The following is a 25,210-nucleotide window of genomic DNA, read 5'->3' on the forward strand; positions in this document are numbered from 1 at the left end:
ACATTCAGGCAAGACCAAATTCTTGGTTTTTGACTAATGATTGAACTCAAATCTCAAATTCAAAAAATAAAGTTGGTTACTGTTCTGGGTGCAGGTGCTTGGGGTAGTGCTTTAGCTGATTTAGTTAAATTAAATGGCTATCAAGTCCGTCTATGGTCACGACGGAGTGAGTTAACTTTACCAAAAGCATTAGAAGATACAGAAATTGTCGTTTCTGCAATTTCCATGAAAGGTGTGCAGGACGTAGTTTCTGTGGTTCAATCTTGTCCCATAGCACCACAGACTATCTTGGTCACAGCGACTAAAGGTTTAGACCCGCAAACTAACACAACACCTTCTCAAATTTGGCAAAATGCTTTTCCTCATCACCCGGTAGTGGTTTTATCTGGTCCCAATTTATCAAAGGAAATTCAAATGCAGTTACCAGCAGCAACGGTGGTATCTAGCATTAATCATGATGCCGCAACCGTAGTGCAGTTGGTTTTTTCCTCTCACAGATTTCGTGTATATACAAACCCAGACCCTGTGGGAGTTGAATTAGGGGGGACACTGAAAAATGTGATCGCGATCGCTGCTGGTGTTTGTGATGGTTTACAATTGGGGACAAATGCCAAGGCAGCTTTAGTCACTCGCGGCTTAACGGAAATGGTTCGCATTGGCACAGTCTTGGGAGCAAAAACAGAAACATTTTACGGCTTGTCTGGTTTAGGAGACTTGTTGGCTACATGTAATAGTCCTTTAAGCCGTAATTATCAAGTAGGTTATCAATTAGCTTTAGGCAAGACCTTAGACCAAATTATGACCAACTTACCTGGTACAGCAGAAGGAGTAAATACCTGCCAGGTGTTGATGCAAATAGCCCAACAACAAAATATATCTATTCCCATTACTGAGCAAGTCTATCGGTTACTACAGGGTGAGGTTACACCTAAACAAGGACTAGATGAGCTAATGTTAAGAGATATTAAGCCAGAGTATCACCATTGACCAAAAGTTCATGCTCTCCAACTCTGATTGATGAGTATGGAGAGCAAACTATAGGATTCTTTTTCTTGGCTTACGAAAAAGGTCTAACTATCTACCTTTACCCAATAACACCACTCGAATAGTCTTGAAAATAATTGCTAAATCCAATCCAAGTGAATAGTTCTTGATGTAGTAGAGGTCGTAAGCCAACTTTTCATAGGCATCCTCTACAGATGCTCCATAGGGGTACATAACTTGGGCCCAACCAGTAATTCCCGGTTTGACTACATAGCGTAGGTCGTAATAAGGAATCTCTTGTTTGAGTTTGACATCAAATTCTGGTCTCTCTGGACGAGGACCAATCAGACTCATTTCCCCCCGCAAAACGTTTAAAATCTGGGGTAATTCATCAATTCTGGTCAAACGGATGAATCTTCCCACTCTAGTAATTCTAGGATCTCGCTCATTAGCCCACTGCGCTCCTCTTTTTTCCGCATCTTGATACATGGAGCGAAATTTATAAACCTTAAAAGGCTTTCCTTCTAATCCTGTGCGTAGTTGACTGTAAAAAACTGGCCCTGGACTATCCAACTTAATAGCCAACATCACCAGCAGCATCAGTGGAGACAAGAGGACTAGTAATATCCATGCCATTAATAAATCTACGGCTCGTTTGAATTTTTGACTGATGCTATCAGATGCCAAGTTAAACCCTGCACCAAACGCTAACCAACTGTCTTGCAGCAAAGATGAGGGCAACTTGTACCATAATGTTTCACAAACATCTGGTATCGTATAAATTGAAACACCAGACAGTCGCAGTTGCATCAGCTGTTGTGTCTGTAGAGGAGATAAATCAGTGGATGTTGCCACTACTACTCCAGACCAAGCCTGTTGGCTCCATTCAGGCAGTTCATTTAAACTACCTACATAAACACGACTATTTTTAATTAACTTTTCTGTGTCTTGTTGTGGTTCTACCAGGACTACTAAACGTCCCCAGGTGTTTTTATCTAGAAATGTTTTTACAAATTGAATAGATTTTTGGGTTGCCCCTAAAATTAGCCATCGAGTTTCTTGAGCGTGCGATCGCACCCATTTTACTGCCCAAACCCTCAACATCACAGACCAGAAGGTGAATATGAGTAGGCATAGCAATAAAATCCCTCGGCCAAAAAATGGATCTTGACCCCAAACACCAGTTAAGTAAATCAGAACAGCAATAATGCTACCCACAATGCCATTACTAACTACTACACGGTAGGGAGCGCGAAACCCTGCTATTTGAGTATCTGGATGATATGTATCTGCTAAATAAAGCCCTGCTATGAACAATGCTAAAAATAGATAAAAAATAGGATTAACAGCATTAAAATGCCTGTCCAATCCTAGTCTGATCCAAAAAGTCAGAGTAAAACTTAAAAACAAACCCAAAATATCCCCTATTAACAGCAGGACAGATAGAATATTTTGAAATTCGTGCAGCTTGTTTCCTGTTTTGCCAATAGTCAGAGTAAAATTCATTGCCACAAAATTGTTGATAAATTAAAAATTGGCAGAATCTGCTAAAAAATGGAACTTAAAACTATTCATTTACTGGCTTTGCCTGTCAATAATGGGCATACTCCTTGACGTAGATAGCAAGATGTAATTTTTATTATGTGCATTTAGTAGCTGCATTTTACACACTTGTATTCTATGAGAATATGTAGATTACTCCAACTCTAGCGGACAATATTACGTAATTCAGGTAATAAATCTTGATTTTATGGACTAAGTTATCTTAGATAACTTAATTACTTTTTAGCATGTACATATTACCTAAACACTATAGAATATACAGCAAAATCTGCTCTAAACAAGCATGTTTAGCATTTGTCAAAAAAACGCCCACCCGATAAGATATATTTATAGGCAGTATTCATGGATCATTTGTACTAAATTACAAGTGTAGTTATTAACAATAAGCTTTTCAAGGAGCAATATTTAATTAGCGTTAAAAATAAAACTGTATAAATACTGAAATTAGCAATGTAATCTATCAAAATTTAGTATCAATTTATGGTTTTAGAGGAGCAAAATCAATAGATATGAGAAGTATTTAACCAAGAATAGACTTTTTGCTAGATTTCTAGGGGGAATATTAAATCTATGAGTTTGGTACAAAATGCAAAGAGCGATCGCTGAACGTGATAAGCTGTTCACCGAATCTATGAATAGTTAACCCTTAACTTGCTCTCACACACAACCACTGCATAGTTTACAAGTTAAGATATTATGCTTAACATCCGAGTTAACCCACTTCTGATTAGCAACCCTGAAACTGTACAATCGAAGATCATGTTTACCAAACTGAAGAGATGCACAATGTTTATAAAGCTATAATCTCTCACATTAAAAGTTAATTCGTATTTTATTTAAGTATAATAATGTATTATACCATTTTATACTTTAGCTTCATTGTTGAGTATGTAAGAATTTTAAACCAAGAGAGGATTATCAATCATATTGATAGGGAACATATACATAAACTTTAGTGTCTACTAATACAAGATTTATTGAAAACTGCATTGCTTAAATTTTCCGTTCAACAATATCCATACATAAATCCATAAATAAATTTCAGTCCTTTTTTCTCAAATAAACTATGTCTAATAACCAAGAAGATAGAGACACAATTGATATTCAGCAATACCTATTGACCCTGAAAAGAAGATGGTTATTAATATCATTAGTCGCTGGCTCTGTATTCGGTCTTGTAGCCCTCATTACCTTCAAGCAATCACCAGTTTACGAAGCAGAAGCAAAATTGCGTTTTAGCAAGCAAAGTAGTGCGTCAGAACTAACTGGTATTTCGGAAAGCGTGGGAGAATTAAGCGGAATTACTAGTCTGAGTAATCCCATAGATACAGAAGCAGAGGTGATCCGTTCATACCCAATTATTCAAAAAGCTATAAATGAACTAAATTTACAGGGTGATGATAATCAACCTTTATCAGTGGATGATCTGCTCAAATCTCTAAAACTAAAAACCATTCGTGGTACAGATGTGATGCAGTTATCTTATCGAAGTACCAATCCTCAAGAAGCAGCAGCAACGGTTAACACTATCATCAAATACTATTTAGAGAGTAATATTACTACTAATAGATCAGAAATCAGATCAGCTAGAGAATTTTTAACCAAACAACTCCCTGAAGTAGAGAAAAAAGTTCTAAAAGCAGAAATGGCCCTAAGGCTATTTAAAGAGCAAAATAGAGTAGTTGCTCTGGAAGCAGAAGCTAAAGCAGGGGTAGATAGTCTTTCCACTTTATCCAATGATATTATTAAAGCCCAAGCTGATTTGGTAGATGCCAACACTCGCTCTTTAGCTTTGCAAAATCAAATGGAATTGAAAACTAAGCAAGCTATACAACAGAGTACATTAAGCCAAAATCCAGCCGTTCAGCAAGTATTAGCAGAATATCAAAAAGCAGAAAACGAATTAGCTGTAGCCAAAACAAGGTTGACTAATCAACATCCTGCCATTGTAAACCTTGAACAGAAAGTCTCTGTTCTCAAAAATCAGTTGCAAAAACAAGTCTTTAAAACTGTTGGCAGTACATCTTTGCCGGAAAAGAATTTGCAAATTGGCGAACTCAAGCAAGCATTAACTGTAGACTTAGTTAAAGCAGAAGTAGAACGCATTGCTCTAGTTAATAGAGTAACAGAGTTAAAAAAAGCATTTACCCTATACCAAAACCGTTTAGATATATTACCCAGACTTGAACAACAGCAGCTACAACTAGAGCGACAATTACAAATAGCTCGCCTTACATATGAGCAACTTTTAAAGAAATTACAAGAAGTTGAGGTTGCAGAGAATCAAAACGTAGGAAATGCAAGAATCATTGCAGAAGCTTTAATACCAGACGAAGCTGTTTCACCACGTATTCTTCTGAATTTGGCGTTGGGCGGATTTTTAGGAATAATTATCGGTATAGGAACAGCACTCATCCTTGAATCCATGGATAAAGCCTTGAAGACTGTTGAAGAAGCTAAACAGTTGTTGGGATATCCTCTCTTGGCTGCTATCCCATCTGCGAGTCGTAAAGGCAAAGAAAAAGAAGAAGACCATACCCGGGAATTACCAGTTATTAACAGTCCTTACTCAACTCAAACCGCAGCGTTTGAAATGCTTCAGACTAACTTGGGATTCACTCTTTCTGATAAAACACTCAAGGTAATTGTAGTCACCAGTTCTGTACCCAGTGAAGGAAAATCTTTTGTATCTGCAAACTTAGCAGCAGCAGCATCTCAAATGGGAAGAAAAGTCTTGTTGATCGATGCAGATATGCGTCGTCCTCGGCAACAAGAAGTTTGGCAGATACCTAACCTTCAGGGTTTGAGTAATATTTTAGTTGGTCAATTAGAACTTGAGTATGCAACTCAAGAAGTGCAAGTCAACTTGGATCTACTGACTGCTGGTACAGTTCCTCCCAACCCAGCTGCACTACTAGATTCCAACCGGATGTCTACTCTGGTAGAAGAAGCTTCAGATAAATATGATTTCGTTATTATTGACACTCCACCTATTGGACTATTTGCTGATGCTGTCATATTAGGCAAGCTAGCAGATGGAATGATGCTGGTCGTACGTCCTGGAACAGTAACATCTCCTGTAGTTTCTACCTCTAAATCAACCTTAGAGCAATCTGGAAGAAGGGTATTAGGAATGGTAGTTAATGGTGTTAAATCGGAAGGCAGAACTGGATACTATTCTCACTCTTATCATGGTTATTACCGTAAATACTACGGTCAGGGTAGAAGTGATAATAATGGCAAAGTAAATATAGTTACTGGAAAAGGTCGTAACAAATAATAAATTGATGTCCAGAGCGAGAGTAATTTGCTGTGGTTAGTGAGGCTTAATCATGGATTCATCAGTCAGTATTATTATTAGGACTTATAACGAGCAAAAATATCTAGCTCAACTATTAGCAGCTATTCATGCTCAAGTCTTCGAAAATTTGTTTTATGAAGTAATAATTGTTGACTCAGGCTCTACAGATAGAACCTTAGAAATAGCAAATAACTTCAAATGCAAAGTTTTGCACATTAAAAAGTCAGATTTTTCATTTGGGCGTTCTCTCAATATTGGCTGTGCGGCAGCACAAGGAGATTATTTAGTATTTATTAGTGGTCACTGTGTACCAACTAATAATTATTGGCTTCTTAATTTAGTGACTCCCTTAATAAAAGGTGATGTGGTTTTAACTTATGGACGACAATTAGGTGGAGAAACTACAAAATTTAGTGAGCATTTACTTTTTGCCAAATTTTATCCCCAAGAGAGTCGAATTCCACAGCAAGGCTATTTTTGTAATAATGCTAACTTAGCTGTATTAAAAAGTATGTGGCAATTGCATCTTTTCAACGAGTCCTTGACTGGCTTAGAAGATATGTATTTGGCAAAACAACTTGTTTCTAAAAGCTTCCCTATTGGTTATGTAGCTGAAGCATCTGTTTATCATTATCACAATGAAAATTGGCAAATAGTCAAGAGAAGATATGAGAGAGAAGCCATTGCTTTAAAAGAAATCATGCCAGAAGTACACATCACTTTTATTGATTTTCTGAGATACTTTATTAGTGCCATTCTTTTGGATCTTTATGTGGCTTGGCAACAAAAAAAACTAATGGGGAAAATAAGTGAAATCATCCTGTTCCGTCTGATGCAGTTTTGGGGATCATATGTCGGCAATCACGAACACAGAAAATTATCAAATGAAATGAAGGAAATGTATTTTTATCCTTTGAAAATTTACCCACAGGATGATAATAAAATCTATTACAATGAACAAGACCAGGAGATAGTGGAGGTTATTTAGATCAATGTCTCAAAAAATTGTTGCTTTATTACCAATGAAAGCTAATAGTGAGAGGGTCAAAGGCAAAAATTTTAGATTAATGCATGATAAACCTCTGTTCCGTTGGATTTTAGATACTTTACTTTCTATAAATGAAATTTCAGAAGTTGTGATTAATACGGATGCTCGAGAAATTTTATCTGCAAATCAATTGTTAGAATCAGACAGGGTGAGAATTAGAGACCGTAAGCCTGAAATATGTGGTGATTTTGTGAGTATGAATTTGATATTAGCTGATGATGTTGCTAACGTTCCTGCTGATATTTATTTAATGACTCATACAACTAATCCCTTGCTCAGTGCCACAACTATTCAAAATAGCCTTAAAGCCTTCTTAACTGCCCAAGAAAGTAGGGCGGCAGATTCTTTATTTACAGTTAATCGCTTTCAAACTAGATTTTATACGAAAGATGGTGTTCCCATTAACCATAATCCTGAGAAATTAATTAGAACACAGGATCTTGAACCTTGGTATGAAGAAAATTCTAATTTGTATATTTTCACCAAGGAAAGCTTTCAATCAACACAGGCAAGAATAGGTAAAAAACCATTGATGTTTGAAACACCTCGTTTAGAGTCTATTGATATTGATGACCAGGATAGCTGGAATTTAGCAGAAGCAGTTGCTAAACACCTCAAAGTATCTGCGGCTTCAGGGGGAAACCTATGAAAGTTCTGGTTACTTGTCCACCAATGATTGGAGCAATTGAGCGATTTGAACCTCTATTTGCAGCTAAAGGAATAGAAGTTAATTGTCCTTCAGTTATACAAACTTTATCTGTAGAAGAATTAAAGAAGTTAGTTCCTCAATATGATGGTTGGATTATAGGTGATGATCCAGCTAATAGAGAAGTGTTTGCTGCTGGTAAAGCTGGAAATCTCAAAGCAGCTGTTAAATGGGGAGTGGGTGTAGATAATGTTGATTTTAAGGCAGCCCAAGAATTACAGATCCCAATTACTAATACACCTAGAATGTTTGGTGGTGAAGTAGCGGATATTGCTGTAGGGTATGTAATTGCATTAGCACGGCAAACCTTTGTAATTGACCGAGGTGTAAGAGCAGGACAATGGCCTAAACCTTCAGGAATTTCACTGGCTAATAAAAAAGTCGCTCTGGTAGGATTTGGTGATATTGGTAAAAATACGGCCAAACGCCTTTTAGCCTTTGATATGCAAATTACTGCCTATGATCCATATTTTCAACCAGCCTTAGGACTAGAATCTGTTGAATCTGCTGTTTGGCCTAAAAAGCTAAGTGAGGCTGATTTTATTATCTTGACTTGTGCTTTAACGCAAAACAATAGACATTTAATAAATTCAGAGACTTTAGCTCAAGCTAAACTAGGCGTACGTATTGTGAATGTGGCAAGGGGTCCATTGATTGATGAGGTAGCTCTAGCTGAAGCATTGGCCTCTGGGTATGTACATTCAGTAGCATTAGATGTTTTTGAAGAAGAGCCACTATCTGCAAATTCGCCGTTACGAAAATTTGAACGGTGTATATTTGGTTCTCATAACGCCTCTAACACAGTAGATGCTGTTCATCGTGCCAGTGAACGAGCGATCGCTCTTTTGTTTGAATTTCTGGGAGTCAATTAATGCCCAAAAACGTATTGATTACAGGAGCAAATGGTGGTATCGGGAAAGCTCTATGTCGTAGTTTTAAAGAAACTGGCTATTTTGTAATCGCTTCTGACCTAGTTGCAGGTAGTTGTATCTGTGATGTTTTTATTCAAGCTGATATACAAGCTCTTTGTACTAACCTTAAATATCAAACAGATTTTCTGGATAAAATACGCAGTGCCTTAGGTAATAATGGTCTTTTTGCCTTGATTAACAATGCTGCTATTCAAATTCTTGGCTCCACTGAAGAAGTTCAAATCAACCATTGGCGACAAACTTTAGATACGAATTTAATAGCACCTTTTCTGCTCATTCAAGGATTACTACCAGAACTAAAATTGTCTGGAGGATCTGTAGTTAATATTGCTAGTGTTCACGCTATTAGTACCAAGCCTGGCTTTATTTGTTATGCTACTAGCAAAACAGCGTTAGTCGGTTTGACAAAGGCTATGGCAGTTGATTTAGGAAACAAAGTTAGAATCAATGCCATTTGTCCTGGTGCAACAGCAACACCGATGCTATTGGCTGGGTTTGAGGGTAAAGATGAGGCTTTTCAACAACTATCAAAAATGCATCCTCTAGAAAGAATTGCTCAACCAGAAGAAGTGGCTCAGGTCGCATTATTTTTGGTGTCTTCCCAAGCAAGCTTTATTACTGGAGCATCTATAAATGTCGATGGAGGTATTGGGGTACGACTTCATGATCCAGTCTAATTACATATGAATCAAATTAAAACATCCTCTTGGTAAATATATTAATTATGCGGACATAGCAAAATTTTATATTAATATATATAGGTTTAGACAAGGCAGTGATAACATTAACTACTGAGAATTATCAATGATGACAAAAATAAATTTAATAGATATTGGTTCAGTGGGTGGATTTGATATTCCCTGGAGTTTTAATACAGATAAGATAGAATACAGTTTAAGTTTCGAGCCTAATGACCAGCCTATATTAAATAGTAAAAATTTACGCTATAATAGCGCTATTTGGAATTTTGACGGTGAAGCAAATTTTTATGTCTCAGGACATAATGGCACTGGTTCTTCATTACTCAAACAAAACTTCACTTGGGTTAATAATAATTTTGATGCTATTAAAAATAATGGCAACAAAAAGTTAAATCAATCATGGTTTGAACGCTCAAAAATTACCAATGAATTTAAATGTCAGGTTAAGAAATTGGATACTGTTTTGAGTGAAATTCATGCAGCAATTGGAGAAGATATTAAATTTCATTTCTTGAAAAGTGACACCCAAAGTGGAGAATATTACGTACTCGAAGGTGCAGAAAATTTTTTAAAAACTGATTGTCTTGGACTAGAGTTAGAATTATATCGTTATCCTTTATATGAAAATATAATCCTTGAACAAGAAGTAAAAGATTATTTACGTAGTTTAGGTTTTTTTGTAGCTGGTTGGACTGGTTATAAAAACTCTTTTGAGTCTCAAGCAGACTATTTATTCTTGAAAAAAGAGGCAAAAAATCAGGAAGAACAAAACATCATTGATTTAATTAAAGAAGTTTATAAACCTCAAAGAGGAGGAATTATTAAACATAGAAGCCTGCTCCAAAAGGTAACTGCTAAATTGAAAATGAACCTAAAGTAACTATATTGCTAAGGGAATCAAAAAATTTGCAAAAACTTCTGTATAGAATTTGGCATTCTCCAACTTTAATGACCTGGGCAAGTTTTACGGCAAAATCGCTCAGTTTAGTCTTGGTTATACCCCTTATTTTAACACGGTTAAGCACTGAAGAAATAGCATTGTGGTATCTTTTTGGCACCATTATTGGGTTACAGCTTTTAGCAGATGTTGGCTTTAGTCCTACATTTTCCCGTGTAATTGCTTATGGTATGGGAGGTGCAAGTAAAAGCGATATAAAAGACTTTCGGAATATTAAACCAATAATTGATCCCAAGCAACCCAACTGGAAGACAATAGAATTAATTTGCTCAACAATGCGAGCAGTATACTTGCGCTTAACAGGTATTTTAATTTTTTTACTAGCCACCTTTGGAACTTGGGCATTAGTTAAACCAATTTCTGTCACTAATGACTTAACCTCTGCTTGGATAGCTTGGGTGGTTATTTTAGTAGTTTCTACAGTTTCTCTATTAGGTAACTCTTACAGTTCTTATCTTCAGGGCGTAAATCAAATTGCCCTACTTCGGCGATGGGAGGCTTTAACCTCTCTAGGTTCCATTATCACCAGCGTTTTAGTTTTATTGCTTGGTGGTCGTTTACTAGCACTTGTGATCGCTAATCAAATATGGCTAATCATAAACTTTCTCCGCAACCGATGGTTATGCCAAATTGTAGAAGAGGGACGTTTCCAGAAATTCAGTAGTCATGAATTTGATCAAACAGTTTTTAGAGGAGTATGGTCAAGTGCTTGGCGTAGCGGTGTAGGCGTATTTATGGGTTACGGTCTAGTGCAACTCAGTGGTATCTTTTATGCTCAAGTTTCCTCTGCATCAGAAGTTGCATCATACTTATTAGCCCTAAAACTTATCCAAGTTATTACTCAATTTTCTCAAGCCCCTTTCTACAGCAAAATTCCCATGATGGCACGCTTGCGTTCTGAAGGCAATTTAGAAAAGCAAGTTAGTGTAGCTAAAAGAGGTATGATCTTATCGTACTGGACTTATATTATCGGGTTTATTGGATTAGGAATTTTAGCAACACCTTTACTGAACTTAATTGGTAGTAATACTGCATTTATCAATCCCTTGCTATGGAGTTTAATGGGATTGAGTAATTTTACTCATCGCTATGGCGCTATGCACATACAGTTATATAGTACCACTAATCATATTATATGGCACATTGCTGATGGGGTATCTGGTTTAATTTACCTTACTATTAGTTTAATGACGTTTAAACTAATTGGTATATATAGTTTTCCTTTGGGAGCTTTGTGTGGTGACTTAGGGTTTTATTGCTGGTATTCTGCCAAACACTCTTACCAATCTTTAGGTGTGACCTTTTGGTCTTTTGAACAATCAGTAACTTTAATTCCTTTTATAACTATGTTAACTTATTTTGCTGTAACTTTAATAATGTCTACCAATATCAATTGGATGTGAGTAAATGAACGAGATTAATCCACTCTTAAATCAAAAACCAACAATTAACCCCTATCTTTACGCTGCATTTTCAATTTGGAATCGATTAAAGTGGGATTTATATCCTGAATCCTGGAAATCACGCTCAAAATTGAAAAATTGGCAAAATAAATACGCTGACCATAAAGCAGTAATTCTTTGCAATGGACCAAGTCTGTTGAAAAGTGATCTTTCATTACTAGATAATGTATTTACTTTTGGTTTAAACAAAATTAATTTACTTTTTGCAAAATCCAGTTTCAGAACATCTTGTATTGTTGCAGTTAATCGGTTTGTTATAGAACAGAATGCAGATTTTTATAATCAGACTGACATTCCTTTGTTTTTAGATAGTAATGCCATCAAATGTGTTAAACCACGTTCTAATATTAGTTTCTTGCATTCTTCTCCACAACCGAAGTTTGCGATGGACTGTTCTATGAGTATTTTTCAAGGATACACAGTTACTTTTGTGGCTATGCAATTAGCTTTTCATATGGGTTTTACAAAAGTAGCATTGATAGGCTGTGATCATAATTTTGCAGTCAAGGGACCAGCAAATATGACTGTTGTTGCAGGGAATAAAGATGACAGCCATTTTGACCCCAATTATTTTGCAGGAGGCATGAAGTGGCAACTTCCTGATTTATTACGTAGTGAAGTGTTTTATGCTTTAGCAAGGGATGTATTTGAAGCTCATGGTAGAATGATTTTTAATGCCACAGAGGGAGGAAATCTGAATATTCTACCCAGGATTTCCTTACAGGAATTTATTAATAGTTAAATTCAAATTATCAGAAAAATAATTCTTAATTTGTGCATTAACAAGGAAAAAATAAGGAATGAGTTTTGCTATTGTTATATGCAGTATTCTTTTATTACAAATTCCCAATCTCTTGCCATCTAACTACAGTGGAATAGCAAAAGTTGTAGTATTAATTCCATTTTGGTCATTTATTAGTATTACTTTTTCTTCACACTTATTAACTCCTGCTAATTTTAAGCAAAAAGTAAAGCTTCATAAACAAAGATTTTGGGCATTTGTTGTATTTATACTTTTTTTGGTTTTTGCAATTTTAAGAAGCTATGCAGGCATTAGCTCTAGTATATATGAATTATTTGAACTGATAACTATTATTAGTTTTGGTTTTGCCGCATTCTTGTATAACCAAAATAAGTATTCAAGCCACAAATTGGTCATGGCTATTTGTTACTCCATACCCGTTTATGTGGTTGCTAATGTATTATTAAGCGTAGCAGGGATCAATCCTTCCCCAGAAAAAATTGCTGGTCTATATGGTACTGCAACTACACAAAGTAGTTATTTTTTAACAATATTAGGTCTTCAATCTCACAGGGTACTGTTTCCATTAGCTAGTGGTATCAATTCTTTTGGTGTTGCTGCGGGAGCATCATTATTATTGGGAATTGCTATGTTTTTGGAGGAGAAAAAGTATATTTTTAAAAAAATAATTGCATTATTTATAACCTTGTTTGGTCTATACGCATCATTGATGTGTGATTCCAGAGGACCATTATTTATGTCTTTTTTATCATTATTGTTTATGAAAATTGCAATTAGCAAAACTAGAGGTTTGGTTCCTTACCTGATAGTGTTAACTCCTTTATTTTTAATTTTGTTCTCTTTATTTATTGCAACTGTAGACATCCCATTTGTAGAGGTTTTGTCCCGTAATCCATCATCCCAAGTTTTGACAGGTAGAGAAGTAATTTGGAATAGTGCTATTCAGGAATTATCACATTTTTCCCTCAACCATTTACTAGGCTTTGGTATTTATGGTCAAGCAGCTTCTTCTGTATCTGCTAATTATTCTGATATTTTTGAGAAACGTTATGCAATCAATCCAGAGTTAGCTTCTTTGCACAATGCACAGTTGCAGTATATTATAGATATAGGTTACATAGGTCTTTTTTCGTTTATTACTACTTACATACTCACAATTAAAAAATTAATTAAATCTGCAAATAATTTTCAATCAGGCTCTAATAATGCCATTGTATTATTAACATATTTTTCTTTTGCTGGTGCTTTTGAAGTTACTAATACTATTTATTCGGCTGAAACATTTCCGATTTTTATATGGCTGGTAGTTGCCAGTTTAAATACACGCGATATTTAAGCGCATTTTTTATTAAAAACCATGATCTACAAATTGCAAGTTGAATATTAATATTAAAAATATGGAAAATCTATATCCCCAAGTCCAAGTTGATGTTATTACAATTGTGAAAAATTGTAGTGATGTAATTCTCCAAACATTATCCAGTGTTAGTAGCCAAACTTATGAATACATAAACCACATTATTATTGATGGTAAATCAACAGATAATACAAAAATATTAATAGATAGTTTTAAACACAATAAGAATGTTAATGTATACGAGCAAGATGGTCACGGAATTGCCAATGCCTTTAATAATGGATTAAGACAATCCCAAGGAGAAATAGTGATTTTTTTAAATGCTGGTGACTCATTTATAGATGAAAATGTATTGTCAAAAGTAGTAGATTCTTATATTAAAGAAAAATGGTTGTGGTCTTTTGGAGAAACAATATCAGTTAGCAAAAAGAAGCTACTCAAAAGATATATTAAACAATACAAAACCTGGTCAAATGAATATTTACTGTATGGCAATCCTATGTGTCATCAATCTACATTTTATTCTCGCCATATTTTAAACCAAATAGGACTATATAATGAAAATTTGAAACTAGGTATGGATTATGACTTCAATATCCGAGCATCTTTAACCCGTTCACCATTTCTTCTTTATTTCCCTATTTCCTATTATGATACATCAGGTGTATCATCTATACGTGTCTTTAGGAGTTTTCGGACAGCAAGGAAAATACGTAATCTCTATTTTCCCTTAAGCATTACTAAAAATTTCCTGATTGATAGCATCTCTTTTGCCAAGGCAATTAAGAGATTTATTATGATACCTATAAAACTTTTATTTTGATCATTATGACTCTATCATATACAGAAAAATATCCAACCCTAACAGTAGCAATTCCGACTTACAATGAAGCTACTAATATAGAAAGTTTAATTAAAGGTTTTTTATCTACCAATTATCCTAATTTAATAGAATTGTTCGTTGCTGATGGTGGTAGCACAGATGGAACACAGGATATAGTTAAAAGATTAGAGTTAGAAGATAATAGAGTTAAATTAATACATAATCCTTTAAAAATTCAATCGGCAGGATTAAATTTAATTTTAAATCAATGTAGTGGAGAAATTTTCCTGAGAGCAGATGCTCATTCGGAATATGCGGACGACTATATTGAAAAATGCGTCGAAATTTTATTATTTTCTCAAGCTTTGAATGTAGGTGGAGCGCAACGCTTTGTTGCCAAAACCAATTTTCAGTCTGCGGTAGCTATAGCTACTAAAAGTATCTTGGGAAGTGGAGGGGCAAAATATCGAAATCCTGAATATGATGGTTATGCTGATACTGTTTATATAGGATGTTTTTGGAAACAAGCATTGCTTGATGTTGGGGGATTTGATACCACACAAATTACAAATCAAGATGCTGAGTTGAATCAAAAGTTACTCAGAAAAAATGAAAAAGCTATTTATATAAGTTCAAAAATTCGTGTTTGGTATTATCCAAGAGAAAATTGGAAATCCTTATGGATTCAATATTTTAAATATGGACGTGGCCGATATATGACAACTACTAAACACTATTTCAAATCTCAAGTTAGAGGCAATTTGCCCTTTATAACAATAGCGACGACAGTAAGTTTGCTTTTAATTGATTTGTTATTACCCCAAGTCAATCTGCATATAGAAATATTAATTGTGATAGGAATTTTGTTAACTTTTTTAGAAAGCTTACGAACAAATTTAAAAATTAATGATAAATTTGATATGGAAATTTGGCGTGGAGATAAAAATAAGATACCTTCTTTTCTAAATCGCTGGTTTGGTTGTGAAGTTGTTTTATTAACTATGTCACTAAGTCATGCTTGTGGTTATGCTTATCAGCTAATTAGGCATAGGCTATTGGGTGTAACAGGTTGGTAAGTCTAGTTCCATTATTAATGGAGTAAATAATTATGTCAGAATCTTATGGTAAAGATAAATCAAGAGTTGAACGTGAAAAAAGATTTCATGATCAACGCTTTGCTGATGATTCTCAGAGAAAAAACAAAGTAGGAAGATTTTATAAAATAACTCAATCTATTAAAACAGAATATGAAAAACTTTTAATGGATAGCTGTCAAGGTTCATACATTATTGAGTATGGATGCGGAACTGGCAGTTATGCCTTTGCATTAGCTAAAAACGGCGCAACAAAAGTTACAGGAATTGACATATCTCCAGTAGCTATTGAAATTGCTACTACAAAAGCTATAGATGAAGGGTTAGGAGATAATATTGCTTTTGAGGTTATGAATGCGGAAGAATTAAAGTTTGCTCATTCTTCTATAGATTTGATTTGTGGTTCTGGAATTTTACATCATTTAGAATTAAAAAAAGCTATTTTAACAATTGTAGATGTTCTTCAACCAGAAGGTAAAGCAATTTTTATTGAGCCATTAGGTCATAACATATTGATTAACCTTTTTCGTAGTTTAACACCATCCATTCGCTCGGAAGATGAGCATCCACTGTTAAAAGATGATTTAAAATTTTTCAAGACTTACTTTAAAAAGGTAGAAATTAAATATTTTTACTTAACATCTCTGATTGCTAGTCTGACGGTTGGATTTCCAATATTTAGAATAGTCTTAAGTGTCTTAGAATTTCTAGACCAGATTTTATTTAAGTTACCATTTTTACGTAATCAGGCATGGCAGGTACTAATAGTAGTATCAGAACCGATTAAGTAGTGATATATTTATACTACTAATTTCATAGGAGAAAATGTATAGGTAGATAATCCAGTCATTGCTGTTGACACAGAAAATATATCGCCGGAGTAGAAGCTTTTCTGAATTTCTTCTTCACTTAATCCTACAGATGCGCTAGTGATATAAAGTATATCTAAGTTTTCACCACCAAAAGTGCAGCTAGTTGGACGTTGCACTGGTAAATTTATCCGCCATATTTCCTCACCTTTGGGGTTGAAACAGATCACACACCATCCATCCCACATAGCTGACCAAATATTCCCTTGTTGGTCTATTGCTAATCCATCGGGATAAAACGATTCAGTTGTTAAATCTACAAATACCTGGCGATCGCTAATATTGCCTGTGCTAGGCTCAAATTTGTAGGCGTATATCTGTTTTTGAGCAGAGTCTGTCAGGTAAAAAGTTTTATCATCTGGACTCCAACCTAAGCCATTGGCAATGGTTAATCCTGTTTCCATTCTATGTAATGAACCATCAGGATCATAGCGATAAAGACTACCTTGGGGTTTACCAGGACACATGGAACCAAACCAGAAACGTCCTTGCGAGTCACATTTTCCATCATTGAAGCGGTTCTCTGGTAAGTCTGCTTCTACAGATATAATTGGCTCTACTTCACCTGTTTCTGTATTGAGATAAGTTAGCCCATTGCGTTGGGCCATAATTAGTCGGTTTTCACCTGCTATTGCTATAGAACCTACCACATCTCCAACATCAAAATATAAATTCTGTCCAGTTACAGAATTAAATTTATTGACTCGATGGTTATATATATCAACCCAATACAGCACCTTTTCTGTTGCACTCCAAATCGGTCCCTCTCCTAAACGAGCGCGTGCTGGTAAAACATTTGTGATTTGATATTGATGGGAAATCATAAATAACTAGATTACAAGGTATATAGTATCAAATTTAACTGTAATACTCAACTTTTTTTAATTTATTTAGGAGAAGATTATCATTGCTATTGCTTAACTGATGGGTGATGGAAGCTTTTTCATCGCTCCTGGATCAAATTTCAGTATTAATGTATTTTATGTTTTAATTTCTTAATTAAGATACCGCAATAACTCTGTACTAGATTGTCTCATACAACTTTTTTTGATCTTATTCGTCATCAAAAATAATTGTATTTTTCAGTATTTTATCCCTTGCGAGTGGAAAGAACACCAGGGCATACCTCGAAAAAATTGTTAAATTGTCAGGAAATTACCCTGAAAGTCTTGTAATTATAGCTATCTAGTTTATAATCACGATAATTACTCGGAATAGAATTATACTTAGTAACAAAAAGAACATTTAATATATTTCATTAAAGTGGTTTTTACTAAGTATTATTTAATCTGAAAGTATAACTGGAGCTTTTAATAGCTATAGGTTCACCCAAAAAAGCTACAGTAATAGATGCATTTTAAGATGTATCTAAATACACAAAGTGCAATTTATCTAAAGAATTGTACAGGAACCCTCAACTGTGTTAGTTCTTCGTGAATTACGGGAACAATAGCAATAGTTGATTAGCTGACCGTAATTTTAGCTGACCGTAATCTATTGTTACCTGGAGCAATTAAGACGTTATGCCCGCAACATCTTTTGACACTGATGCTGTCTTCGATACCGAACCTTCCAACCAGATATTAGAGGCGGATCTTGGGGTTGATGAAAGTGATTTGACTCTAGATGATCTACAGGAGTTGGAGATAGCTGCTGTTGATGCCAATCTTTTGACTGCTAGCTCAACTAACCGTCGTAGCACAGATTTAGTGCGATTGTACCTGCAAGAAATTGGTCGGGTACGGTTGTTAGGAAGGGATGAAGAAGTTTCTGAAGCGCAAAAAGTTCAACGCTACTTGCGGTTGCGGACAGTGCTGGCTAATGCGGCTAAGGATGGGGATGTAGTGATTACACCCTACTTGCGCTTAATTGAGGTGCAAGAACGTTTAGCCTCAGAATTAGGACATCGCCCTTCTTTAGAAAGATGGGCAGCAACAGCTGGTGTGAATGTATCTGATCTCAAACCAATTTTGGGAGAAGGTAAACGACGCTGGGCAGAAATTGCCAAATTGACTGTAGAAGAACTGGAGAAAATTCAATCCCAGGGACTGCAAGCAAAAGCCCACATGATTAAAGCCAATTTGCGGCTAGTGGTATCTGTTGCGAAGAAATATCAAAATCGTGGTTTGGAATTATTGGATTTGGTGCAAGAAGGAACGTTAGGGTTGGAGCGAGCGGTTGAAAAGTTTGACCCAACCAAAGGTTACCGTTTTAGTACCTATGCTTATTGGTGGATTCGCCAGGGTATCACTAGAGCGATCGCTACCTCTAGCCGGACTATTCGCCTCCCTGTTCATATTACCGAAAAACTGAACAAAATTAAGAAAGCACAACGGAAAATAGCCCAGGAAAAAGGTCGGACTCCTACCTTAGAAGACTTGGCTGTGGAATTAGAAATGACACCTACCCAAGTGCGGGAAGTTCTACTCAGAGTTCCTCGTTCGGTTTCTTTGGAGACTAAAGTCGGAAAAGATAAGGATACCGAATTAGGGGAATTGCTAGAAACTGATGGCATTACACCCGAAGAAATGTTGATGAGAGAATCTTTACATAAAGATTTACAACATTTGCTGGCTGATTTAACTAGCCGCGAACGGGATGTCATCTTGATGCGCTTTGGTTTAGCCGATGGTCATTCTTACTCTTTAGCAGAAATTGGTCGGGCACTTGACCTATCACGGGAACGTGTCAGACAAATTGAATCTAAAGCGTTGCAAAAACTGCGCCAACCTAAACGTCGTAATCTAATCCGTGATTACCTAGAGTCCCTGAGTTAGTCATCAACTTCAGGCAGGCAAAAAAGGATCTTGAATTGGGATAGGGTTGATTGTTACCAATCTGTTTACCTGAACTGACATAACACCATCCCATATTTTCAAGCATCTAATGTAGGGATATTAGCTGTATTTGATGACAGGGACATTTTTCTTGATCCCCATAGCATTTAGTAAATATTCTCAATAAGCTATGATTGTTGCAAATCAGGTGAGACATTTGCTATATTCTCAACTAACGGGCTTTGTTGAGAAAATTTAGTATGACTGTCTACACAACTACTTCCTTAAAGGCAGAACTAAACGAAAGAGGCTGGCGTTTAACTCCCCAGCGTGAAACAATTCTACACATTTTTCAAGAGCTTCCGCAAGGCGAACATTTAAGTGCAGAGGATCTTTATCATCGCTTAGACAGTGATGGAGAAGGGATTAGTCTGTCAACGATCTATCGGACTTTAAAGCTGATGGCGAGAATGGGGATTTTGCGGGAGTTGGAATTAGGTGAAGGGCATAAACATTATGAAATCAACCAACCTTACCCTCATCACCATCATCATTTGATTTGTGTAAAATGCAACAGCACAATTGAGTTTAAAAATGACTCAATTTTAAAAATTGGCGCAAAAACTGCCCAAAAAGAAGGTTTTCATTTACTTGACTGCCAGTTAACTATTCATGCGGTGTGTCCAAAGTGCCAAAGGGCATTGATGCCGCTTTAGCACTAAATTGAAACCATAAAGCTAATTTAATGCAATGACACCATCAGATCATTTGCCGTTATTGGAGAGCTAATCAACTGGATGGGAATTTTTCTGCTAGATGGCGGATGCTAAAAGCTTCCGCTTCTAATATCTTTGAGATTAACACCGTAAAATTCTTGAGCTTGCTTAATGGCTTTGGTTGTATCCTTGGACATCACACCATTGAGTGGGCCTTTGTAGAAACCTCGTTCTTGTAGTCTGCGCTGAATTTCCAAGGTATTGAAATCGCTTTTAGGTGATGTTCTCACTAATCTATGTAACTTCGACCGAGTTGTGGGGCCAGCAACACCGTTAACATCTAAATCATGATCCTTTTGAAAGCGGCTAACGGCATCAGCAGTATAAGAGCCATAGTAGCCATTGGGTTCTCCTTCTAGATAACCAGCTTTAATTAATTGCTCTTGGAGAACTCTCACGGCTTCACCGCGATTACCAAGGCGAAGCTGGTCACGATTAGAAGTCTTTTTGGGTGTTTCTTGAGCACCTCCCACTCCCAAGGGGGGTAACTTGGCTAGGGTAGCTGGGCCAACTACACCGTCTGGGGTTAATTTATAAGCTGTTTGGAAGCGTTTCACAGCTTCTTCGGTAATGGGTCCGAAAATACCAGTGGCGTTGCCATAATAAAAGCCGGCAATTCTTAAACGTTCTTGTAAAACTCTAACTTTTTCCCCTTCATCTCCTTTGGAGAGAATTTGGGTATCTGAGCTTTGTTTGGTGGGAGAGGTATTGGTGCGGGTTGTAGTAGTGACTTGGGTAGTGGGGGGTTTAGTGGTGCTGATGGTTCGAGATTGGGGTTTTTTCGGCCAAGTTTCTAGTTTTTGCAGTGTAGTGGACTTGGCAACACCGTTAACTGGTAACCCTGCTGCCTGTTGAAAACGTCTGACGGCCGTTTCTGTGGAAGCATCATATACTTGGGTGATGGGCGCTTGATAAAAACCTGCTTGTTTTAATTTCATTTGCAGATTTCTGACAGAGGGGCCTTGGTCGCCTTTTTCCAAGGCTAAAACACTACTCACCGCACTGAGGATAGATAAAGTCAGTGCCAGGGGAAGCATATATTTCCAGGCTTTGCTGGAAAGCCGCTTCCAGTCTGGTGCTACAGAACTAAGGCACACCAATTCATGAGATGCGCTGTCTTCATAGGCGAAAGCCAAGTGTAAATAAGCGAGATTCTCCATTTTTGTTTCCTAAAGCACTTACTTTTCTTCGATGGCAGCTTCTGCTTGATGTACTAAATTTCGTAGATTTTCCAGTGTTTCTATACTTACATCCTGCCATAAATGGCGTTGATGTGCTTCTAGTAATCTTTCAGCAATGTCACGTAATGCCCAAGGATTATGTTGTTGAATGAATCCACAGACTACAGAATCTTGTAAATATGCCTCCATGATGCCCTGATACATATGGTCTTCTACGCAGTTAGCTGTAGCATCGTAGGCGAATAAAAAATCGACGGTAGCTGCCATTTCAAATGCACCTTTATAGCCGTGACGCATCGCGCCGGCAATCCATTTAGGATTTACGACGCGGGAACGATATACCCGTGCAATTTCTGCGGAGAGTTGGCGGACTTTGGGTTGAGCAGGTGTGGAATTGTCTCCAAAATAGGTGTGGGGGTTTTTCCCTTGGAGAGAGCGCACCGCTGCTGTTAATCCACCTTGAAATTGATAATAATCGTCGGAATCGAGTAAATCATGTTCGCGATTGTCTTGATTGTGCAACACTATTTGCATTTGTAGCAAGCGTTGCTGAAATGCTTCGGGAGAGGTGACAGGAATGCCCTTGTCTGTTCCCTGATTACCGGGATAGGCGTAACAACTCCAATTCAGATAAGCACGGGCTAAGTCTTGGTCATCTTGCCAGTTTTGGGAGGCAATTAAGCCTTGGAGTCCAGCACCGTAAGCACCGGGTTGGGAGCCAAAAACACGGTAGAGCGATCGCTCTGTGGCTGTTTCTACAGGTAAACCCTGTTGTATCCAAGACATCTGGTCTTGGCGGACTGTGGCGGCTAGGGGGTTATCTTCGGCTGGTTCATCTAGGGCGGCTACCGCTGCCACAGCTTGGGAAAATAAATCGATTAAATTGGGGAAGGCATCCCGAAAAAATCCAGAAATTCTTAAGGTGACATCAACACGGGGGCGGCCTAAGTATGATAATGGCAAAATCTCAAAATCTACGACTCGTCTAGCTGCACCATCCCAGACAGGTTGGACACCAATTAACGCTAATGCCTCGGCAATGTCATCTCCACCAGTCCGCATGGTCGCAGTTCCCCACAGGGATAAACCTAAGGTTTTTGGATACTCACCATGTTCTTGGGTGTAAGTTTCAATTAAGGTTTCGGCGGCTTTTCTGCCTACATCCCAAGCTGTTTCTGTGGGGATGGCACGAATATCAACAGCATAAAAGTTTTTACCTGTGGGTAGCACTTCCGGGCGACCCCTGGTAGGTGCACCAGAAGCCGCACTAGGGACGTATTTTCCATCTAAGCCCCGTAAGAGGTTGGTGATTTCTAGTTCCGTTTGCTGGAGGTCTGGAAGGAGTTTGCTGGCAATCCAGTGAAGAGTGCGGTTGATTTCTGGGTATTGGTGGGTGGGAGGGGTATTGGTGATGATTTCCTCCACGAAAGTAGCGGCTTGTGTTTCCAGCAGTGCCACCACATCGCCAATGGTGCGGCAGGATTTAAGGTTAGCTTCTAGGTGTAAAGGTGCTGTGTGACTTTGGGGTAGGGTGAAGTGGGTGGAGAAATTTGTAGTTAAAGGGTCGAAGTCTAAACCCCAATCTTGAGCGATCGCACGGGTGAAGCCGATAGAATAACGATTAGGAATGCGAGCGATGGCCACGATTAAATCTCGCAGTTGTCGATCTTGGGGACATTGACCAAAAATATGTAAGCCATCCCGGATTTGGGCTTCTTTTAATTCGCACAGATAACCATCTAGAGAATTTAAGATTGATGATTCAAAGTTGGCAATATCCTGTGCTTCCTTAATTCCCAAATCCCGATAAAGATTTTCTTTAATCACCAATTCCCGAATGCGATCGCCTAAAGTAGATAGGCGTGACGGATCTAAACTTTCTGCTTCATAATACTCATCTATTAAATTTTCCACCTGCTGCAAAGCCCCATAGAGTTCAGCGCGGGTCATGGGTGGTGTGAGGTGGTCAATAATTACAGCTTGGGCCCGACGTTTGGCTTGGGAACCTTCACCAGGGTCATTCACAATAAATGGGTAGAGGTGGGGCATGGGGCCAAAAGCCACTTCTGAATAACAATTACTCGATAACGCCACACTTTTACCTGGTAGCCATTCCAAATTGCCATGTTTTCCCACATGAACTACCGCATCTGCACCAAAACAAGAGTCATGTTTTTGCCGCAGCCAATGATAAAAAGCTAAATAATGATGGGTTGGTGGCAAATCTGGCGCGTGATAATTCAAGCTAGGGTCAATATCATAACCCCGCGATGGTTGTACCCCGACAAAGACGTTGCCCAATTGCACACCAGCAATGGGAATGGCTGAAGCAAAATACCCTGTATCTATTTCTCCATCACCAGGTAAACCCCAACGGGCAATTATTCCTTCCTGGACAACTGGTGGTAAGGTCGCAAAATACTCTTGATATTCTCCCCAGCTTAAACTCTGCTGTACAGGTTTCCAGTCCCTTCCCTCTGGGTCGTTGGTAACACCATCAGTTAGCAGTTGAATTAACTCGTCTCCAGTGGCAGGAATATTATCTACTTGATACCCAGCCAACTTTAAAGCCTGGAGAATTTCTACACAACTAGCTGGAGTATCTAAACCCACACCATTAGCCAAACGACCGTTGGTATTGGGATAATTAGCCAAAATTAAAGCTATACGCCGTTCCTGGGGTGGTTTGTGGCGGAGATTGGCCCAGTTGGCAGCTAATTGGGCTACAAATTCAATGCGATCGCTCACTGGTTCATAAACTACCACATCTGTCTCTAAATCCAAATTCCGAGTTTGTAAGGATTTAAATGAAACTGCACGGCTAATAATTCTGCCATCTACTTCCGGTAAAGCCACATTCATCGCTATGTCACGGGGAGTCAGCCCTTGCATCTGTGACTCCCACTGTTCCACAGAACTAGCGCACAAAATCACCTGCAACACAGGTACATTTAATTTTTCCCACAGTTCTGTTTCTGGGGTTTCCGTGTCTAACCGAGCTAGGGAAAAACTGGTAGTATTTAATAATACTGAAATAGGTTCTAGATCCTTCGGGTGAAATAACTCTTGTAATTCTTCACTGACATTTGCTTCCCGTAAGGAAGAAACAAACACAGGTACAGGGTGTAAATTTTTCTGTACCAAAGCTGTACATAAAGCATCTATAACCTTGATATTCCCTGCCAAATAATGAGCGCGATAAAAGAGGATACCAACTTTAGCTGAGGTAGAGGAAACGTCAGAAATTGATAATTTGTAATTTTCATCCAGTTCTGCCATCTCCCGTCTTAATTTCCACTCATAGAAACCTACACGGGGAACGCTTCGGGGTGGGTTAGGGTGAAAATTAGTGGACAAACAATTATCAGTAACAAATTTGAGGGCATTGACAAAATTTTCCACACCCCCTTCACTAAAGTAGCGCCAGACTTGGTTAACAATACTTATAGAAATTGTTGATTGAGACATTAAATCTGGATCAAGAGCATCGTCTCCTGGCATTACAATTAGGGTTGTACTATTACGTTGCACAATTTCTTGAACAACCTCTAAACCGTAAGACCAGTAAGCACGTCCCCCTAATAGACGCAAAATAATTACTTGGGCAGATTCTAAGACTTGTTCGCTATAAGCATCTATAGTGATTTGTTGCTGTAGTTGTAGGAGGTTAGCAACTCTGAATGCGGGAAAGTTAGGAGGTAATTTGGAAACCGCAGCTGCCAGAGTTTGAATATCAGTATCAGCAGATGTAATTAATACTAAAGGAGCCGGAGTTTGCTCAACAAAAATTACACCTTCTGACTGATTCCATCCTACCGATGAGGTATTTATACGATGCATAAAATTGTGTGATCACCTTAAACTATTGGTTAGTACACAAGCAAAATAGACATTTTTCACCAGCATTTAGCCCC

General features: G+C 37.6%; 19 protein-coding genes. 15 read left to right on the forward strand and 4 right to left on the reverse strand.

What is annotated here, in order from left to right; genetic code table 11:
• The first annotated feature begins 36 nt into the window (after positions 1-36).
• Positions 37-987, forward strand: coding sequence for an NAD(P)H-dependent glycerol-3-phosphate dehydrogenase (locus tag H6G73_RS10115; RefSeq protein ID WP_190603912.1), 951 nt, complete (start codon positions 37-39; stop codon positions 985-987).
• Between the two features lie 87 nt (positions 988-1,074).
• On the opposite strand, the gene H6G73_RS10120 is transcribed toward H6G73_RS10115, so the two are convergent.
• Positions 1,075-2,490: a sugar transferase gene (locus H6G73_RS10120; protein ID WP_190603914.1), complete on the reverse strand. Its 1,416-nt coding sequence runs from the start codon at positions 2,488-2,490 to the stop codon at positions 1,075-1,077.
• A 1,123-nt stretch (positions 2,491-3,613) separates the two neighbouring features.
• Here H6G73_RS10120 and H6G73_RS10125 point away from each other — a divergent pair.
• The 12 genes from H6G73_RS10125 to H6G73_RS10180 all read left to right on the forward strand — a co-directional run bounded on the left by H6G73_RS10125 (position 3,614) and on the right by H6G73_RS10180 (position 16,484).
• Positions 3,614-5,827, forward strand: a complete 2,214-nt coding sequence (locus H6G73_RS10125) for a GumC family protein (RefSeq protein WP_190603916.1) — start codon at positions 3,614-3,616, stop codon at positions 5,825-5,827.
• A gap of 52 nt (positions 5,828-5,879) precedes the next feature.
• Positions 5,880-6,836, forward strand: a complete 957-nt coding sequence (locus tag H6G73_RS10130; RefSeq protein WP_190603918.1) for a glycosyltransferase family 2 protein — start codon at positions 5,880-5,882, stop codon at positions 6,834-6,836.
• 4 nt (positions 6,837-6,840) lie between these two features.
• Positions 6,841-7,545 (forward strand): acylneuraminate cytidylyltransferase family protein, encoded by a 705-nt coding sequence (locus H6G73_RS10135; RefSeq protein ID WP_199317688.1) that lies wholly within the window; start codon positions 6,841-6,843, stop codon positions 7,543-7,545.
• Positions 7,542-8,474, forward strand: coding sequence for a phosphoglycerate dehydrogenase (locus H6G73_RS10140; RefSeq protein WP_190603920.1), 933 nt, complete (start codon positions 7,542-7,544; stop codon positions 8,472-8,474). Before H6G73_RS10135 ends, H6G73_RS10140 begins: the two co-directional genes overlap by 4 nt.
• Positions 8,474-9,211: an SDR family NAD(P)-dependent oxidoreductase gene (locus tag H6G73_RS10145; RefSeq protein WP_190603922.1), complete on the forward strand. Its 738-nt coding sequence runs from the start codon at positions 8,474-8,476 to the stop codon at positions 9,209-9,211. Before H6G73_RS10140 ends, H6G73_RS10145 begins: the two co-directional genes overlap by 1 nt.
• Before the next feature lie 127 nt (positions 9,212-9,338).
• Positions 9,339-10,115: an FkbM family methyltransferase gene (locus H6G73_RS10150; protein ID WP_190603924.1), complete on the forward strand. Its 777-nt coding sequence runs from the start codon at positions 9,339-9,341 to the stop codon at positions 10,113-10,115.
• Between the two features lie 26 nt (positions 10,116-10,141).
• Positions 10,142-11,596 carry a hypothetical protein gene (locus tag H6G73_RS10155; protein ID WP_190603926.1) on the forward strand — a complete coding sequence of 485 codons (1,455 nt, stop codon included), beginning with the start codon at positions 10,142-10,144 and terminating at the stop codon, positions 11,594-11,596.
• Positions 11,597-11,726: 130 nt separating this feature from the next.
• Positions 11,727-12,398: a 6-hydroxymethylpterin diphosphokinase MptE-like protein gene (locus H6G73_RS10160; protein WP_199317689.1), complete on the forward strand. Its 672-nt coding sequence runs from the start codon at positions 11,727-11,729 to the stop codon at positions 12,396-12,398.
• A gap of 58 nt (positions 12,399-12,456) precedes the next feature.
• Positions 12,457-13,755 (forward strand): O-antigen ligase family protein, encoded by a 1,299-nt coding sequence (locus tag H6G73_RS10165; RefSeq protein WP_190603930.1) that lies wholly within the window; start codon positions 12,457-12,459, stop codon positions 13,753-13,755.
• Between the two features lie 61 nt (positions 13,756-13,816).
• Complete coding sequence (locus tag H6G73_RS10170; protein WP_190603932.1) at positions 13,817-14,599, forward strand: glycosyltransferase family 2 protein; 783 nt, start codon at positions 13,817-13,819, stop codon at positions 14,597-14,599.
• A gap of 5 nt (positions 14,600-14,604) precedes the next feature.
• Entirely contained in the window at positions 14,605-15,675 is a 1,071-nt protein-coding gene (locus H6G73_RS10175) for a glycosyltransferase family 2 protein (protein ID WP_190603934.1), read from the forward strand.
• 32 nt (positions 15,676-15,707) lie between these two features.
• Positions 15,708-16,484 carry a class I SAM-dependent methyltransferase gene (locus tag H6G73_RS10180; protein ID WP_190603936.1) on the forward strand — a complete coding sequence of 259 codons (777 nt, stop codon included), beginning with the start codon at positions 15,708-15,710 and terminating at the stop codon, positions 16,482-16,484.
• An 8-nt stretch (positions 16,485-16,492) separates the two neighbouring features.
• Here H6G73_RS10180 and H6G73_RS10185 read toward each other — a convergent pair whose 3' ends face one another.
• On the reverse strand, positions 16,493-17,386 hold the full coding sequence (locus H6G73_RS10185) for an SMP-30/gluconolactonase/LRE family protein (RefSeq protein ID WP_190603938.1): 894 nt from the start codon (positions 17,384-17,386) through the stop codon (positions 16,493-16,495).
• Between the two features lie 699 nt (positions 17,387-18,085).
• On the opposite strand from H6G73_RS10185, the gene sigC reads away from it, so the two are divergent.
• A complete protein-coding gene (sigC, locus tag H6G73_RS10190; protein WP_190603940.1) occupies positions 18,086-19,339 on the forward strand; it encodes an RNA polymerase sigma factor SigC in 1,254 nt (417 codons plus the stop codon).
• Between the two features lie 260 nt (positions 19,340-19,599).
• Positions 19,600-20,055 (forward strand): transcriptional repressor, encoded by a 456-nt coding sequence (locus H6G73_RS10195; RefSeq protein WP_190603942.1) that lies wholly within the window; start codon positions 19,600-19,602, stop codon positions 20,053-20,055.
• A 110-nt stretch (positions 20,056-20,165) separates the two neighbouring features.
• On the opposite strand, the gene H6G73_RS10200 is transcribed toward H6G73_RS10195, so the two are convergent.
• On the reverse strand, positions 20,166-21,275 hold the full coding sequence (locus tag H6G73_RS10200) for a peptidoglycan-binding domain-containing protein (protein ID WP_190603945.1): 1,110 nt from the start codon (positions 21,273-21,275) through the stop codon (positions 20,166-20,168).
• A gap of 18 nt (positions 21,276-21,293) precedes the next feature.
• Positions 21,294-25,136 (reverse strand): cobaltochelatase subunit CobN, encoded by a 3,843-nt coding sequence (gene cobN / locus H6G73_RS10205; protein ID WP_190603948.1) that lies wholly within the window; start codon positions 25,134-25,136, stop codon positions 21,294-21,296.
• Positions 25,137-25,210: the final 74 nt, after the last annotated feature.

Origin of the sequence: Richelia sinica FACHB-800 (assembly GCF_014698825.1) — a bacterium.
Classification (GTDB): Bacteria; Cyanobacteriota; Cyanobacteriia; order Cyanobacteriales; family Nostocaceae; genus FACHB-800.

Excerpts from the sequence above, each read along its gene's own strand:
- H6G73_RS10140 (WP_190603920.1), top strand. The coding sequence starts at position 7,542 with ATGAAAGTTCTGGTTACTTGTCCACCAATGATTGGAGCAATTGAGCGA.
- H6G73_RS10150 (WP_190603924.1), top strand. The coding sequence starts at position 9,339 with ATGATGACAAAAATAAATTTAATAGATATTGGTTCAGTGGGTGGATTT.
- H6G73_RS10180 (WP_190603936.1), top strand. The coding sequence starts at position 15,708 with ATGTCAGAATCTTATGGTAAAGATAAATCAAGAGTTGAACGTGAAAAA.
- H6G73_RS10125 (WP_190603916.1), top strand. The coding sequence starts at position 3,614 with ATGTCTAATAACCAAGAAGATAGAGACACAATTGATATTCAGCAATAC.
- H6G73_RS10115 (WP_190603912.1), top strand. The coding sequence starts at position 37 with ATGATTGAACTCAAATCTCAAATTCAAAAAATAAAGTTGGTTACTGTT.
- H6G73_RS10195 (WP_190603942.1), top strand. The coding sequence starts at position 19,600 with ATGACTGTCTACACAACTACTTCCTTAAAGGCAGAACTAAACGAAAGA.
- cobN (WP_190603948.1), bottom strand. The coding sequence starts at position 25,136 with ATGCATCGTATAAATACCTCATCGGTAGGATGGAATCAGTCAGAAGGT.
- H6G73_RS10200 (WP_190603945.1), bottom strand. The coding sequence starts at position 21,275 with ATGGAGAATCTCGCTTATTTACACTTGGCTTTCGCCTATGAAGACAGC.
- H6G73_RS10170 (WP_190603932.1), top strand. The coding sequence starts at position 13,817 with ATGGAAAATCTATATCCCCAAGTCCAAGTTGATGTTATTACAATTGTG.
- H6G73_RS10130 (WP_190603918.1), top strand. The coding sequence starts at position 5,880 with ATGGATTCATCAGTCAGTATTATTATTAGGACTTATAACGAGCAAAAA.
- H6G73_RS10120 (WP_190603914.1), bottom strand. The coding sequence starts at position 2,490 with ATGAATTTTACTCTGACTATTGGCAAAACAGGAAACAAGCTGCACGAA.
- H6G73_RS10145 (WP_190603922.1), top strand. The coding sequence starts at position 8,474 with ATGCCCAAAAACGTATTGATTACAGGAGCAAATGGTGGTATCGGGAAA.
- H6G73_RS10185 (WP_190603938.1), bottom strand. The coding sequence starts at position 17,386 with ATGATTTCCCATCAATATCAAATCACAAATGTTTTACCAGCACGCGCT.
- sigC (WP_190603940.1), top strand. The coding sequence starts at position 18,086 with ATGCCCGCAACATCTTTTGACACTGATGCTGTCTTCGATACCGAACCT.
- H6G73_RS10175 (WP_190603934.1), top strand. The coding sequence starts at position 14,605 with ATGACTCTATCATATACAGAAAAATATCCAACCCTAACAGTAGCAATT.
- H6G73_RS10165 (WP_190603930.1), top strand. The coding sequence starts at position 12,457 with ATGAGTTTTGCTATTGTTATATGCAGTATTCTTTTATTACAAATTCCC.
- H6G73_RS10135 (WP_199317688.1), top strand. The coding sequence starts at position 6,841 with ATGTCTCAAAAAATTGTTGCTTTATTACCAATGAAAGCTAATAGTGAG.